General features: G+C 55.3%; 18 protein-coding genes. 1 reads left to right on the forward strand and 17 read right to left on the reverse strand.

The genetic code is table 11. The features are described from left to right. Window positions 1-646: 646 nt before the first annotated feature. The 6 genes from SK58_RS16550 to SK58_RS16575 are packed head-to-tail and all read right to left on the reverse strand — an operon-like array spanning window position 647 to window position 5,115. Window positions 647-1,240, reverse strand: a complete 594-nt coding sequence (locus SK58_RS16550; RefSeq protein WP_053070232.1) for a tail fiber assembly protein — start codon at window positions 1,238-1,240, stop codon at window positions 647-649. Beyond that, window positions 1,240-2,691 carry a phage tail protein gene (locus SK58_RS16555; protein ID WP_048220217.1) on the reverse strand — a complete coding sequence of 484 codons (1,452 nt, stop codon included), beginning with the start codon at window positions 2,689-2,691 and terminating at the stop codon, window positions 1,240-1,242. The genes SK58_RS16550 and SK58_RS16555 overlap by 1 nt, the downstream gene beginning before the upstream one ends. Next, window positions 2,688-3,293, reverse strand: coding sequence for a phage tail protein I (locus tag SK58_RS16560; protein ID WP_048220218.1), 606 nt, complete (start codon window positions 3,291-3,293; stop codon window positions 2,688-2,690). Before SK58_RS16560 ends, SK58_RS16555 begins: the two co-directional genes overlap by 4 nt. Further along, window positions 3,286-4,194: a baseplate assembly protein gene (locus SK58_RS16565; RefSeq protein ID WP_048220219.1), complete on the reverse strand. Its 909-nt coding sequence runs from the start codon at window positions 4,192-4,194 to the stop codon at window positions 3,286-3,288. Before SK58_RS16565 ends, SK58_RS16560 begins: the two co-directional genes overlap by 8 nt. Continuing rightward, on the reverse strand, window positions 4,181-4,540 hold the full coding sequence (locus SK58_RS16570) for a GPW/gp25 family protein (RefSeq protein ID WP_048220220.1): 360 nt from the start codon (window positions 4,538-4,540) through the stop codon (window positions 4,181-4,183). Before SK58_RS16570 ends, SK58_RS16565 begins: the two co-directional genes overlap by 14 nt. Further along, on the reverse strand, window positions 4,537-5,115 hold the full coding sequence (locus tag SK58_RS16575; protein WP_048220221.1) for a phage baseplate assembly protein V: 579 nt from the start codon (window positions 5,113-5,115) through the stop codon (window positions 4,537-4,539). The genes SK58_RS16570 and SK58_RS16575 overlap by 4 nt, the downstream gene beginning before the upstream one ends. 110 nt (window positions 5,116-5,225) lie before the next feature. On the opposite strand from SK58_RS16575, the gene SK58_RS22950 reads away from it, so the two are divergent. Beyond that, entirely contained in the window at window positions 5,226-6,302 is a 1,077-nt protein-coding gene (locus SK58_RS22950; protein WP_156174999.1) for a hypothetical protein, read from the forward strand. A gap of 29 nt (window positions 6,303-6,331) precedes the next feature. Here SK58_RS22950 and SK58_RS16580 read toward each other — a convergent pair whose 3' ends face one another. The 11 genes from SK58_RS16580 to SK58_RS16630 form a co-directional block, all read right to left on the reverse strand. Then, the gene (locus SK58_RS16580) at window positions 6,332-6,778 is read right to left on the reverse strand and encodes a phage virion morphogenesis protein (RefSeq protein ID WP_048220222.1); all 447 of its coding nucleotides are present in this window, start codon (window positions 6,776-6,778) and stop codon (window positions 6,332-6,334) included. Further along, on the reverse strand, window positions 6,771-7,202 hold the full coding sequence (locus tag SK58_RS16585) for a phage tail protein (RefSeq protein ID WP_046618524.1): 432 nt from the start codon (window positions 7,200-7,202) through the stop codon (window positions 6,771-6,773). Before SK58_RS16585 ends, SK58_RS16580 begins: the two co-directional genes overlap by 8 nt. Then, the gene (lysC, locus tag SK58_RS23135) at window positions 7,165-7,413 is read right to left on the reverse strand and encodes an Rz1-like lysis system protein LysC (protein WP_248223354.1); all 249 of its coding nucleotides are present in this window, start codon (window positions 7,411-7,413) and stop codon (window positions 7,165-7,167) included. The genes SK58_RS16585 and lysC overlap by 38 nt, the downstream gene beginning before the upstream one ends. Beyond that, on the reverse strand, window positions 7,298-7,723 hold the full coding sequence (lysB, locus tag SK58_RS23225) for an Rz-like lysis system protein LysB (RefSeq protein ID WP_048220224.1): 426 nt from the start codon (window positions 7,721-7,723) through the stop codon (window positions 7,298-7,300). Before lysB ends, lysC begins: the two co-directional genes overlap by 116 nt. Continuing rightward, entirely contained in the window at window positions 7,720-8,235 is a 516-nt protein-coding gene (locus SK58_RS16600) for a lysozyme (RefSeq protein ID WP_048220225.1), read from the reverse strand. Before SK58_RS16600 ends, lysB begins: the two co-directional genes overlap by 4 nt. Next, window positions 8,216-8,431: an HP1 family phage holin gene (locus SK58_RS16605; RefSeq protein WP_048220226.1), complete on the reverse strand. Its 216-nt coding sequence runs from the start codon at window positions 8,429-8,431 to the stop codon at window positions 8,216-8,218. The genes SK58_RS16600 and SK58_RS16605 overlap by 20 nt, the downstream gene beginning before the upstream one ends. 3 nt (window positions 8,432-8,434) lie before the next feature. Then, window positions 8,435-8,638, reverse strand: a complete 204-nt coding sequence (locus SK58_RS16610; RefSeq protein ID WP_048220227.1) for a tail protein X — start codon at window positions 8,636-8,638, stop codon at window positions 8,435-8,437. After that, on the reverse strand, window positions 8,638-9,102 hold the full coding sequence (locus SK58_RS16615) for a head completion/stabilization protein (RefSeq protein WP_048220228.1): 465 nt from the start codon (window positions 9,100-9,102) through the stop codon (window positions 8,638-8,640). Before SK58_RS16615 ends, SK58_RS16610 begins: the two co-directional genes overlap by 1 nt. Window positions 9,103-9,196: 94 nt before the next feature. Further along, window positions 9,197-9,844 carry a phage terminase small subunit gene (locus SK58_RS16620; protein ID WP_048220229.1) on the reverse strand — a complete coding sequence of 216 codons (648 nt, stop codon included), beginning with the start codon at window positions 9,842-9,844 and terminating at the stop codon, window positions 9,197-9,199. 3 nt (window positions 9,845-9,847) lie between these two features. Further along, window positions 9,848-10,912, reverse strand: a complete 1,065-nt coding sequence (locus tag SK58_RS16625; protein WP_048220230.1) for a phage major capsid protein, P2 family — start codon at window positions 10,910-10,912, stop codon at window positions 9,848-9,850. 15 nt (window positions 10,913-10,927) lie between these two features. Continuing rightward, the gene (locus SK58_RS16630) at window positions 10,928-11,761 is read right to left on the reverse strand and encodes a GPO family capsid scaffolding protein (RefSeq protein WP_048220231.1); all 834 of its coding nucleotides are present in this window, start codon (window positions 11,759-11,761) and stop codon (window positions 10,928-10,930) included. Window positions 11,762-11,884 lie beyond the last annotated feature (123 nt).

Genomic DNA, 11,884 nt, shown 5'->3' on the forward strand with positions numbered 1-11,884 from the left:
ATAATTGGATAAAACAATCTGTCAGGAGGGAGATCCTTTACCGACTAGTTGTATGGTGTTTGATAACTGTAATAGCTTTATTTATAAGCTCAAACGCCCCAACCTTCGCACTCGACAAATATGTCACCCCCGTTATTCATAAATTAATTGAACAATTAGATTTCATTTGGGCTTTTTTATATTTCTTTATAACCATCTCATTTTTCTTTAAAGATATGGCATACATGAGAAAAGAAAGTTGGGGCAATCACAACATCCGACACAATTTCGGCATGCTATTAAGAAAATTCACGTGTGAAGCGTTGTTATGGTCTGCTGGAATCTCATCCTCTCTTGTGACAATCATAACAATAAGCTTCCCCATAATTTTATTAAAAGACGATAACTCAACCACTCAAAATTATTTTCTAAGTATATTTATAATATTTTCCACATTCACATTTAGCGCTATGATTCTTTCCCTTTACTATTTCTTGAGAGCAGATCGCCCTGCTATATACCAAATAACAAATTCGCGCCTACTGACTCAAATGATTTATCTATTTCTATTTTTAGGATGCGGAGTCATGTATTTTTGGATTGAAGTAAAATGAAAACCTTGCATTAATTGTTATAACCCCCCTCCAAATATGAGGGGGGTGAGGAATTAAATCGGTTGTTCCGGCCAGTCAATATTTGGCACCAAGAGGGGATCGACCCGATTTAATAAAACTCGATACTTCCTCCACGCATCATATAGATTGCTTTCTTCATTATCAGCAATACCCAGCTCAACTGCATCCTGCAAAGGACTGATTATTGCCCCTGCCATAATAAGTAACTCTGCCTTTTTTAACTCTGCATTCTTAACATCGGCAGCAATTTTAGCAGCTTCATTCGTCACCCATTGCACACCATCCCATGCATCGTATGGTGTTTCAGGTGCGACTGTTGTCGTCCCCGCTGGATAACCACCCGGCAGGGTTATTTCAACAGGTTCGCCAGTTTCCGTATTCCATACAGTTTCGCCACGATGATCCGCTAAATATTCCCAGCTATCGTCCGTAATCGTTCGGCATACAACAAAACCATCTTTTCCCTCAGGAGGGGCATCAGTACACGCATTTGCGGGGAGTCCCACACCAACAGGAATATACTCTGTTGTTGAAGACAGGATTTCCCGCGTCTCACTATCGTAATTGAACACCACAACATTACCTCCCGTTGTGGCAAAACCGTATTCCATTATAGCGTTTTGCATTATGCGGCCCTCACAATATAGTTAAATGCAACGTTACGCGGCCTCGTTTCACTGCCAAACATTGCAGAGCCAAGCGCGGCTTTTGCGGTATATGTCTGCAATAATGTGCCCGTGGACGGGTTCGGGTTATATTCGTTGGTTCCATCCGGGTAATAAGCCATTGCTGAATTTCCATCAATAAAGACCGCTGTCATCGCGCCATCCCCACCCGTCCCGTTTGTAGTGGGCAACCAGTGTCTATGATCGAATGACATTCCCCCCTGTGCTAATAGCAATCCGCGACCAGTATCCACACCACGACCATCGTCCCAGCCACGAATAAACTCGCCACGCAGATCAGGTAATTTCAGAGCAGGATACGCCTGAGCCAGTTTTGGATATTGCGCCGCAGTAAAAGCTGCACCGTTGCATTTGAGCCACCCCGCCGGAGCTGTAGCAAGAGGCCATGGCACTGGCACTCCAACCGGCAGGGCCGAACCAGCCCCCAGGCCGAGGTTATTCAAAAAGGCGGCAACGTCAGCAACATCCGCACCGTTTTTACTGATCTCCATCTTCCCTGCTAGTGCATTTGTCATCGTGGCGGCAAAGTTAGGATCGTTGCCCAGTGCTGCAGCCAGTTCATTCAGCGTATCCAGTGCCGCCGGTGTTGACCCTACCAGTGCTGCAATAGCCGATTTAACAAAAGCTGTATTGGCAATCTGCGTGTTGTTAGCCGTTTGCGCTGCAGTAGGTGCCGTCGGCGTTCCCGTCAGCGCCGGATTTGCCAGCGGTGCTTTCAGTCCGAGCGCGTTATTGAGTAACGACACCACGGCCTGCACAAATGCCGTGCTGGCAATCTGGGTGGTGTTCGTCCCCGCCGGTGCTGTTGGCGTTTTGGGCGTGCCCATCAGGGTCGGACTCTCTTTCGGGGCGTACTGAGAATGCGGATCGGCTGCAGCCAGGTGTTTTGCCATCAGGTCATCGACATATACCTTCAGCTCCAGCACCTTGTCATCGACATACTTGCGGGTCGCCAGCACCACAGCGGGGTCAATTTTCAGGGTGATAGTGTCGGTGCTGCTGGTAATCAGCACCATGCGCACGGTCTGGGTGCGCCCGCTCCCCTCCGCCAGCTGCGGCTTGTAGCTTTCAGGACAGTTGCCGACGGCAATCAGCGCACCGGTATCATCAAACAGACCAACCTCGCGAATCCACCACCCGCCCTCAGTTTCGGGGATCACCTGCTCCGCAATAATCTGGCTGCTGTTCTGCGGGTCGATATACAGCATATTGAGATCGGCACGGCGCTTTTCAGCAATCAGCCTGGTCTGCTGTGCGCTGGGCGTGGGGAGCAAACCGCCACCGTCGCCCACCGCCATCTGGGTAATTTTAAGCGGCACGCCGAGCGCGGCGGCGCTGGCCAGTTTCGCTGCGCCGATCTCCGTCAGCAGGGTGTAAAATTTTGCGCTCATGGATTCACTCTCACTGTGTCAATAACGTGGACCGCCCCGCCCTCGTAGGCGGTGCCGCCGGAAATAATGGTGTCGTTGATATACGGGTAAATCGTAATTTCTTCGCCGTTGTAGGTGGCCGCGCCGACGAAATACGGCCCGCTGGTCTGCAGGTTAATGGACATGCCGATCAGATGACGGCTGCAGGGTTTGGCGTCGCTGATGAGGCGCTCAAGCTCCAGATAGGTTTCTTCTGTGATGCCCTGGTCCTGCACGCCGATATCCAGGCGGAACGTACCCGGCTGTTCACCGGTCTGCCACCATTCGATAATGCGGATCAGGAAGCCGAACGGCTCCACCACCCGACGCACGGCGCTGGTCGTGCCTTTGTGCTGATGGATATAGAACGCGTCCTGCACCACCCGGCGCTTCACGCTTTCTGTCCAGCTCTCGTCCCAGCGGTCCACGGAAAACGCCCACGCCAGATACGGCAGGAAACTGACCGGACAGGTTGCCGGGTTCCAAAGATCCCGCAACGGCACTTCCAGCCCGGAAATTCCGCTGCAGCTTTGCGCCAGTCGGCGTTCAAGCGGCGATGAACCCGGCGGCAGCAGGCTATTCATCCGTGCCCCCGTTGGTCACATTCCACTGCGTGCAGGAGGCGGCCTGCGTTTTGTCCAGCACCACATCAGCCAGTGGAGAAGCCAGCTCCACGCGCTGGACACCTTCAACATGCAGCGCGGCATAAATAGCGCTACGGCGAATATCACGTCCGAGCCGCGTCTGGCTGGCGATGTAATTCTGCAGGCTGGCTTTTGCTGCCGCCATTACCGGCTCAGCCTCCGGTCCAGGATAGAGAAAGATGGTTGCATCCACGCTGTAAGAGATAATTTCGGCGCTGCGCACAGTAAGGCGGTCCGCTACCGGGCGCACGCTCTCGCTGTTCAGCGCCTTTTCAACCACGGCCAGCAGGTCACTGTCTGCCGTACCGTCACCCTCCCGACTCAGTAAAGTCAGCACCACCTCCGCCGGTAACGGACTGGTTGCGCTGGCATCCGCCACGCGCCCGTCAGCACTTCTGGCGTGAAATTCGTAGGCCGCTGTTGGTCCCGCAACGGACAGTCCTTCGAATGCTGCGGGCACACGCAGACGCAGCGCCTCGTCGCTTTCCATCACAGCTGCCACCGGCGGCACGGCGTCGTTGTCGGCAGGCGTCACTGTCAGGCGCTTCACGTTATAATTGGCGGCAAGTTGTTCCAGATCGCCGCCGAGGGCATACGCCACCATGACCGCCTGCGCGGCCTCATTGATACGCTGGCGCAGCAGAACTTCTCGGTAGGTGCTTTCCTGCAACTGTTTGGTGATGGGTTCAGATTCGAGCGCCAGCGTGCGCGCGACGGCTACCTGCTCGTCCACCGGATAGAGCGCCACAAAGGCGGCCTTGCGCTCCGCCAGCAGCGTCTCAAAATCAGGCACGTCCACGATCTGAGGCGCGGGGAGCTGGGAAAGGTCAATGACCGCCATTGTCTGCTCCTGTTGATACGGAAAGGGAAACAGGCGCGCCGTTGTTCCGCTGCCCGGTAAGGTCAACGACCATGGAGCCGTCAAAGTTGGAATTGATGGTGATAGAGTCCAGAGTCAGCCGTGGCTCCCAGCGGCTCAGGGCCATATACACCGCCGACATGATCTGCAGGCGTAGCGCCGGGTTCTGTGGCTGGTCAATCAGGACGGATAACAGGGAACCGTATTCCCGTCGGGCAATGCGGCTACCCTGCGGTGTCAGCAGAATGTCACGCACCGACTGGCGCAGATGGTCCGTGTCGGTGATGGCTTTCCCGGTGTTCTGACTCATACCGAGATAAAGCGTCATATCGGGCCTCCCGACGTGTCGCCGCCTGATTTAACTTTGTCGTGCGCATGGTCATCGACCACGATCCCGTTGGAACTCATCGGGCCGCCGCCCTGGGTGACAGCGCCGTTGATCACCACCTCGCTGTTGATGCGCGTGGTGTCAGCCTCCACCACAAACTCAGCGGTTTTGAGGGTGATATTGTCGGCCGCCTCGATCACCATGGATTTGATACCTTTAACGTGCCAGCGCCCGGTGGCGGGTTCGTACTCAAACCAGCCTCCGTCCGGGTACTGCGTCACGCAGCCGTCCACGGAATCCGACGGCGGCGCAAATTCACTGGAGTAGATGGCAGGCAGCGCAAAAGCGGTTTCGAGATTACCGCCCATACTCAGGACCACCACCTGCTCATCCGGCGACGGACACCACCATGTACGGGCACCAGCGGCGCGCAGCGTCAGCCAGTTAATCCAGTTGGTTTCGAGTTCGCCCACCTTTACCCGGCATAGCCAGTTCTCCCGGTCCACTTCGGTCACGGTGCCGGTACGGATCAGGTTGGTGATAAGGCGCATGATTTCTGTGAGTTGTGTGTTCATTTTTTTATAATGGCAGCGACAAATACTTGTAGTAAGATTCCCAAAATGTATGATTGGTGGCACAACGAATATTTAATTAGGCAAAATGAACAGCTTCCATAGGAAATCATATGTCCTTAAATGAAATTTTACGTACCTATATAAACAGTTCGCATTTCCTCACTTACAAAAGATCAGAGGAAATTTCCAAAGAAGCAGATGAACCAAGTTTTATAAGTTCATTTATTGAAAACCATCGAGTACTTCAAGATATGCTGAATGACGCACAACTTGATCGTCATTTTATTATCGATGCAATCTATACTCACCAGTCACCTAAAGTAAAACCATCGGATTGTGAAAAATCCGTTGAGATTGCCGATCTTCTCATAATCAATGTTCACCACAACACCCCCAACATTCCACCAATGGGTAATGCGATGCTATTCCAGGCAAAACGGAACTTGCATGCACGTACTGGCTCATTAGCACACGATACCGAAGCCATACAATTTTATTTATATAACAAATGGCCTACCTTTAAATTTTCAACCAGAAAGAACGAATTCGAAGCGTCTGTAACACAATGGGATTTCTCTAAAACTGATAGCAGAGAACATTCAAAATACATCCTGATCTATAAAGGCCAGGCCTTCAATAACAAAGAACTTTCGCTAACTTCAGAATTTTCCAAGTCAGGCTTCTATAATTCTTGCGCATGGAACACAGCAAAATGTGAAGATGAAGAAAGCTCTGCAACGGATGGGTTATTCTGTAATGAAGATTTTTCAATCACACTATCATCAATAATAAACACTAGTGCAGGGCGATTTTTCAACACAGGTAACAATTCACCTAATGACCATTGGTCTTTATTCATTCATGCTATGCTGAGCTTAGCTGTAAACAAGTCATATTGCTATAATTTATCGAGACAAAACAGAGTAAATTGCCCTAGAGGCGTTAAGGTTTATAACTCTTTCAGCCGAAACATTCTATCATTAGCATTTCAACATGAAGTAATGAATTGCATATCTGGAATGCACAATGAATTTAGAATAACAAATTCCTTACTACACTCTCTTAGTGGGGACACTCCACCTCCGCATAGTGATGGCGAATATGAATTCGAACTTCCACCATCGCATCCATCCATTATGATTATAAATAGTTTTAACAAAGAGAACTATTTACTAAATCATTACTAAGAAAAGCATGTCTTCATAAATTAATGATATCAGTGCGCTAGCCAGCGCATCAGAATATCAAGAGCCAGAGTGTTTACTTCGCTGTTGACGCCGAGTAACCGTCGCTCAGCATAACGTACCTCTCCCCCTTTACGGCTTACACGATCTCGTAAGCCGTAATGATGTACTCGCGCAATACGCTGCACCTTCCCTGCAAACTGCACACTGGCCGACTCCGCGCTGGCTGCAGTTTTCAGGTATTTCGCCGTGCGTAGCTTCGCAAACATCTGTCGCTTGATGCGCCCCTTTTTAGTTCTGGCCGTAACCTTTCGCGGCTCGTATCCGCTGCCGTCCGGGTTGCGCTGCAGCCGGATGTTCTGCTGCTGATTCCGGCGCAACTCCTGCGCCAGCTCCCGCATCATGCGCTGACGTGCGGCAGGTTCAAGATTCGCCAGCAGCGCGGCCAGCCAGGCGTCCACTTTATGCAGATTATCCACGTTTCACCGTCCACATTTCTTCGGGCTCGTCAGGTTCTGGCTCTGCATCAACCGTTGAGATAGCGCCGTCGGTGCTGACCAGCACGCGCTCCGTCAGCTGCAGGTTCAGGCTGATATCGCATACGTCGTTGCGCAGAATATCCACCTCAAAGGTGAACAGTTTTTCACGCAGGTCGGGGTTATTAATGGCATCTGTCTGATTCGCTTTCAGCCATAGTAGCACCGGAGCCATCAGCAGATTCTGGTCACCGCTGAAATCCTCGATCACCACGTTCAGGGTGTAGCGGTATTCCCATGACATGGACCGCGCGCCGGTTGCCACCAAAGAACCGTTGTCAACGAACAGATGCAGCTTGTCCGGGTTATCGCGCACGTAGGGCACCGCCTTATTCAGGGCGCGGCGTAAGGACTGCGGCTTGTTCACTGTTTCGCTCCTGGCACGCTACTATCGTGTCCACTTTGTCAGCACAGACCGCCCAGGCGGCCTCGGTTTCATCCAGCATCGCGTTCAGATCGCCGTTAGTGCGCGGCGCTGACGGGTTCAGGCTGCACGGCGTCACTCTCGGACAGCCATTCACGGTAAGCAGCACCTCCGGCGAGGGCCGGACGTTCCCGCAGCCGGATAATGTCAGCAGGCAAAGGAGTGTCAGCCCAGCGGCGTAAATCTTCGTTCTCACGTTTCAGTTCCTCGATCCGGTGCTGGCGGTTGCGCAGCAGCGCGGTGGTCTGTTCCGCCGCCGCATAAAGCCGCATCTGCTCCCGGCTGTTGGTTTCGGTCAGAATGGACAGACCGATCAGCTGGCTGTTTTTCTGCGCCAGTGCCTGCGCTTTAGTCGCCAGCTGTTCGCCTTGCGTTTCGATGGCGTGCCGGGCGTTGTTCAGCCGCCACGACTGCCAGGCCAGCGCTGCCAGTAGCAGCAAAAAAACCGCCAGCGTGCGCGTCATACTCCAGCCCCTTTCAGGCACCAGGCCATTTCACGCGCGCGGCGATTATCCAGCCCCTGATTAAACACGCCTTTGACGTACACCCAGCGCGGCAGTTGGCGGCAGGCATCCGCCCAGCGCTTTTGATTCAGCAGTTTCACCAGCGTGGAGCTGCAGGCGTTGCCGGTGCCAACATTAAAGGCAAACGACACCATGGCGTCATAGACCTTTTGCGGCACCGATGGCACCACGCATTTTTCCAGTGCCCGTTCGACAATCAGCACATTTCTGATTAGCCCCTGCGCCGCCTGCCGTTCGGTGATAGTTTTGCCGGGCGTCACGCCGGACGTGTTGCCGATGCCGTCGGTCCAGACGCCCGCGCTGCACTGATACGGCTGCAGGCGGCAGCCTTCGTAATCGGCAATCAATTTCAGCCCTTCGACGGAAGTATGCAGCGACTGAAAACCGGGCAGCGTGGCGGCGATAGCCAGTACTACCCCGACCAGGCAACGCTTAACGATTGAAGGATTCATACTCCCCCCGGGAGATTTTGCCGCCGCGCAGCAGTTTGAAAGACTGGTGTTTGTAGTACCAGTTGATCGCCAGCATCAGCACACCAATCAGCACGCCGCCGACCGTGGAGGCGTCCTTGAGCGACAGGTCGCCCAGCCAGGCCAGCAGCACGGCGATGCAGTAAGTGATAAAGGCGCTGACTCTCTCAAGCGTCATGATTCAGTCCCATAGCTGGACGGTCTGCACGGTGGTCGATGCCGGGAGATCCGGCAGTTCCACCTGCAGCCCGTGCGGTAAAAAGGGGCCGTGTTCAGCCAGCCCCGGATTGACCTGTAATACCTGCTCCGTGACACCCTGCGTGCGCCCGTAGTGACGCCAGCACAGCGCGTCCACCGTGTCATACTGGTGCGCACGCACTTTCATCAGATAAGCTCCACCGTGCAGTGTGGCGCATCCTGCACCCGGCTGATGGCCCAGCGCGCATCCCGCCACAGGTCCCCGCTGGCCTCCGCCAGCTCTTCCCCTCGCTTCACACCGGACGCCGTGGCGTCATAGTCCTGATAGCGCTCATTGAGCACGGCCCGCGCCCAGCAATAGACGGCGTTGTGATAGTGCTGGATACGCTCACTTTTGCCGTCGAGCACGTCCGACGGCACCTCCGCCAGCGCCTGCCAGCCGAGCATCCGCTGGCGGTTGCGGAAATCGAACAGCTCCGCGTTCACTTCTGAAATAGCGGTCAGCAGCACCTGCTTCAGACGCGGCTGCGTCACCGTGCCGTCGGTGCGCATCACGCTGCGAAACTCCGACAGGCTCACATCCGGCCAGAACGGCGTGTTTTTGATGACCTCCGCCTGTTCCGGTGCCGGTTCGGGCGCAACAAACTTCATGCGGTCTTCTCCTGAATAAGTGGGCGGTGAACGGGATTTTGATGAGGCCATGCCTGTCGCCATCCCGTGCCGCCCGTGCGCGGGGCACGTTCCGTCAGCGGTCGTTGCGCAGTCTGCGCTCCAGCCGCTCTTTGTCTTTCTTCACACCGCAGCGGGAGTCCAGCTGGAGCGCATGAGTGAGGTGATTCAGGGCCGATGCCGGGTTGCTTTCGCTTAGCACCGCGCCGATGGCTTTGTGCAGACGCGCCCGTGACTGGTCCGGCATATCCTGCCCGGTGGTCAGGTCCAGCGCCTGCAGTAGCAGGTCGGCGTCGAAAGGGGCAGCTGCGAGCATGGCACTTTGCGCCGCGTCGGCCATCTCCTCAGCCAGCACGGTCTGCACGTTGCGGTTACCGAGCGGCATCACCCAGCCATAGCGCAGGGCATGACGCCCGATCTCCAGCGCACCGGCATAATCCCCGGCATCGATACGCCACAGCATCACGTACATCAGAACGTCATCCTGCTGAGCGCCTCCGGCGGCCAGCACACCGTCCGCCCAGGCGGAATATTTCGGCAGCAGCTCCACCTTAATCGCCGCCTTTTTTACCGTGGACTGGATGCCCTTGAGACGGCGGCGATCTTCGGCCAGCTGGAGCAGCATCAGGTCATAACCCGACGCATGGCGAACACAGCCGCCCTCGCGGGCGGCCTGTTCAGCCTGAATGCGCAGGCGGTGCTGCCGTGCGGGACTCAGGCTCATGCGTTACTCCCCAGCGTCCGGTGCAGCTGGCGCGCTGAAATCACCGATTTCGATGTTTTCCACCAGGGCCGCGCAGCGGTAGTCTTCGACCACATAGGCCTCGTTCACCGATTCGAAGTTTTCGATGCGGTCACGTTTCGGGTTGTCGATAACCGAGCGGCGGCGGGTCTCTTCCTGCCAGTAGATGGACAGGTTATCCAGACGGGTGATCAGCACAGCATTCGCCGGGAAGTACGGCGCGCGCACAGCCTGCAGACCGCCCATGCGTTTCTGGCTGATGATCAGATCGGCGGCGATTTTTTCGCTGTTCTCCTGCTCCTTGTTGACCAGCGGGAAATACTTGTCGGACAGCAGCTCACGGCCACAGACCACAACCAGCTCGTCATCGTCCTGGAAAATCGGATCGATAAGCTCGTTGACTGCGTCCATCACCAGCGCGTCGAGGTTGGCGTACAGACCGCCCTTCCCGACTTTCACCGGCTCGATGGTCACGGTGCCGTCGTCTGCCGTTTTTGTGCCCAGCACGTTGTCCGGCGCATCTTCGCGGATTTTCTGCAGCCAGCCCTTGTTCACGTCCTGCAGCATGACGTTCTCGCCACGGTTAGAGGTTTTGGCGCGCTTCACGCCGTTGAAGCCGATCATGATGCGGTCCAGCGCCTGGCGTTTGACGATGGCGTTACGGATACGCACCTGGAAGTCCTGGAACTTGGCCCACAGATCCAGCTTCGCGTAGGTCAGCACCGTGTCGAAGTTGGTCTGCTCGCACTTATACTCCACGTCCGCCATCAGCGTCGGATCGGTCGGTTCGCGCTCTTTGGTGGTGGTGTCCGTCGTTCCGGCAATGGTGCTGCCGACGCCCAGGCCCAGCAGCTGGCCGGATTGTTCAGCCACGCCCATCACGTTGATCAGCGTCAGAAACGCGGCGGACTGCTGAATTTCATCTTCCAGCGTCTGGGACACCGACGGCTCCACGGTGAACTTGCTGGCAAGCTCGGTCACGGCCACACCGTTCAGGCGCGCCAGCTGCTGCAGGTAGGCGTTAAAGGCAAAGCGGGTTTTCTGTTTCATGTGTTGGTTTGCTCCTCAGCAATTGGTCACGGTGCCTGCCGGAGCGTCACCGCCCGGCGCACGCTGGCGGTAGTCCCTGCGGCTGTCTTCGCGGTTCAGCTTCTGCTCCAGCTCGGCAAAGGCGGCCTGCTGCTCCTGCAGGGAAGTTTCCAGCGCGGACAGGCGTTCGCCGTTTTCGGTCAGGGTTTTGGCGGTGCGTTCGCTCAGGTTCTGCTGCTCGGTAGCGACCAGCTCAACGGCCTGATGCACGTCAGAGAATCGCGCGTCGTCGGTCTGCTCTTTTTTGTTAAACAGCGCGGTGACGCGGGCAAACAGGGAGGGTTTGTCGTCCTGGACATCTTCCAGTTCGATAAGGGTTTCTTCAGCGGCAGAAAACAGGTTGTCCGGTTTCTGCTTACGGTTCGCCAGCGGGTTGCGGGCAGCACTGGCACTGAACGCCAGCATTTCCGTGCCGAGGCTCGCCGGATCGTCGGTTGCGGCCAGCCCAACAAGATAGGCTTTACCGGTGTCGGCAAATTTCGGGCTGACTTCCATGGAGGTGAACAGCTTCTGGCCTTTTTTGACCAGTTCCACCAGGGAGGTGGTTGGCTCCACATCGGCGTACAGCGCCATCTTGCCTGCCAGCGGACCGTCCTTGATTTCTTCGGCAACCAGCGCCGTCACCTTGCCGTAGCGGTTAAAGGCACTGTCAGGGGAGTAAGACTTGATGTGTTCAAGGTTAATCAGCGCGGTGTAAACCGTCGGGTTGTAGCTCGCCGCCATCTGTTCCAGCCATTCGCGCTGGATTTCGCGTCCGTCGGTGGTGGCACCTTCAACCCCGATGCGGAAACGCTTTGCTTTCACTGTCATGAGCCGTGCTCCGTAGAAAACTGTCTGGAGCCTTATGGTTGCGGGGATGGGGGGAGTGAGACAACGCGCGGCGCTTGTGCCTTTCGCCATACAAAACGAAGCCGAAGAAAGAGGACATTCAAG

Source organism: Enterobacter sp. BIDMC93, assembly GCF_001037805.1.
Taxonomy (GTDB): domain Bacteria; phylum Pseudomonadota; class Gammaproteobacteria; order Enterobacterales; family Enterobacteriaceae; genus Enterobacter; species Enterobacter hormaechei_C.

Excerpts from the sequence above, each read along its gene's own strand:
- SK58_RS16550 (WP_053070232.1), bottom strand. The coding sequence starts at position 1,240 with ATGCAAAACGCTATAATGGAATACGGTTTTGCCACAACGGGAGGTAAT.
- SK58_RS16555 (WP_048220217.1), bottom strand. The coding sequence starts at position 2,691 with ATGAGCGCAAAATTTTACACCCTGCTGACGGAGATCGGCGCAGCGAAA.
- SK58_RS16560 (WP_048220218.1), bottom strand. The coding sequence starts at position 3,293 with ATGAATAGCCTGCTGCCGCCGGGTTCATCGCCGCTTGAACGCCGACTG.
- SK58_RS16565 (WP_048220219.1), bottom strand. The coding sequence starts at position 4,194 with ATGGCGGTCATTGACCTTTCCCAGCTCCCCGCGCCTCAGATCGTGGAC.
- SK58_RS16570 (WP_048220220.1), bottom strand. The coding sequence starts at position 4,540 with ATGACGCTTTATCTCGGTATGAGTCAGAACACCGGGAAAGCCATCACC.
- SK58_RS16575 (WP_048220221.1), bottom strand. The coding sequence starts at position 5,115 with ATGAACACACAACTCACAGAAATCATGCGCCTTATCACCAACCTGATC.
- SK58_RS22950 (WP_156174999.1), top strand. The coding sequence starts at position 5,226 with ATGTCCTTAAATGAAATTTTACGTACCTATATAAACAGTTCGCATTTC.
- lysB (WP_048220224.1), bottom strand. The coding sequence starts at position 7,723 with ATGACGCGCACGCTGGCGGTTTTTTTGCTGCTACTGGCAGCGCTGGCC.
- SK58_RS16600 (WP_048220225.1), bottom strand. The coding sequence starts at position 8,235 with ATGAATCCTTCAATCGTTAAGCGTTGCCTGGTCGGGGTAGTACTGGCT.
- SK58_RS16605 (WP_048220226.1), bottom strand. The coding sequence starts at position 8,431 with ATGACGCTTGAGAGAGTCAGCGCCTTTATCACTTACTGCATCGCCGTG.
- SK58_RS16610 (WP_048220227.1), bottom strand. The coding sequence starts at position 8,638 with ATGAAAGTGCGTGCGCACCAGTATGACACGGTGGACGCGCTGTGCTGG.
- SK58_RS16615 (WP_048220228.1), bottom strand. The coding sequence starts at position 9,102 with ATGAAGTTTGTTGCGCCCGAACCGGCACCGGAACAGGCGGAGGTCATC.
- SK58_RS16620 (WP_048220229.1), bottom strand. The coding sequence starts at position 9,844 with ATGAGCCTGAGTCCCGCACGGCAGCACCGCCTGCGCATTCAGGCTGAA.
- SK58_RS16625 (WP_048220230.1), bottom strand. The coding sequence starts at position 10,912 with ATGAAACAGAAAACCCGCTTTGCCTTTAACGCCTACCTGCAGCAGCTG.
- SK58_RS16630 (WP_048220231.1), bottom strand. The coding sequence starts at position 11,761 with ATGACAGTGAAAGCAAAGCGTTTCCGCATCGGGGTTGAAGGTGCCACC.